General features: G+C 40.3%; 1 protein-coding gene. It reads right to left on the minus strand.

Going from position 1 to position 1,096, the window contains the following annotated elements:
• Positions 1-116: 116 nt before the first annotated feature.
• Positions 117-1,096: Rpn family recombination-promoting nuclease/putative transposase (locus tag F6K37_RS43975; RefSeq protein ID WP_287257425.1), on the minus strand; the 980-nt coding region annotated here is incomplete at its 5' end.

Consider the following 1,096-nt stretch of genomic DNA (forward strand, 5'->3'; position numbering starts at 1 on the left):
TGAATTTCACTGGTACAACACTACTACTTAATAGGCTTGTAGGGTGGGCAAAAACCGTTTAGTTCTTTTGATAATTCTAGATTCTATAATTTTGCCCACCCTACTTAATAGCTATATCATTGGTTATCCCGCAACCAATTCGACAAATCTACGCTGGTGGTAAAATCTGCCATAGCAACTCCTAAACCTTCTAATTGGTCTAGAGATAATTGTTGAATTTTATCTAGAATTTCTGAAGGTATTGCACCAAGTTTGCCTTCTAGTTGACGGGATATCAATCCCTGCATTAATAATCTCGCTTCTTCCCGGCCTTCTTGTTTACCTTCTTCTCGGCCTTGTTCCCGACCTTCTTGTTTCCCTTCTTCCAGAGCTTGACGAATTTCACCTTTACGGTCTTCCATAAACACTTCTCGTTTGTGTAATTCGTCCAAGTCTTTTCTACTCATATTGGCTTGATTAGCTATCGTTAGCGCCTGAGCAATCCCCGGGATTTCTGATAGCGATGCAGCGCGGTCTTGGGGGTTTCCCCCATGAGCGACTGCATCAAGAAAGGTATCGGGTATTGCTTCTAAATTTGGGGCTTCCTTGAGAAAATAGATCCATTTCTCCGATGCCGTTTCTAAGTCTTCTAAACGCCGGGAAAATTTTGGCAGTTCCACAAACACCATAGTTAGGTCTTGGTTTTGGTAGATAAACTTCTCTTGCTCTTCTTGAAATAGAAATCGAGTTAGGTATCCCGAGGTTTGCTCAAACATAGTGAAGTCTGTAATTGTTAAAGCAATCACCGGCTTGAGCTTAGAATATCCTTGCCCAGATTTTAATTGATTGCTATAGGTTTTGGCGAGATTATAAATCACTCGTTTATCAAAAGCTGGAAGATTTAAGACTTGCATTTCAATAATTACCGTGGAGCCGTCATTTAAGACAGCCTTGACATCCAGGTAGGTATCCTTTAACTCCGTAGTATAACCAGCATTGTATGGGTCAATAATCTCTAAGTCATTGATTCTAGATTCCCCGCGATATATCAGAGCATCTAGAAAGCTAATCAGGACTTCTTTACTTTCAGAGGAACCAAAGATTTTCTTAAAAGCAA

Source organism: Moorena sp. SIO4E2, assembly GCF_010671945.1.
GTDB lineage: Bacteria > Cyanobacteriota > Cyanobacteriia > Cyanobacteriales > Coleofasciculaceae > Moorena > Moorena producens.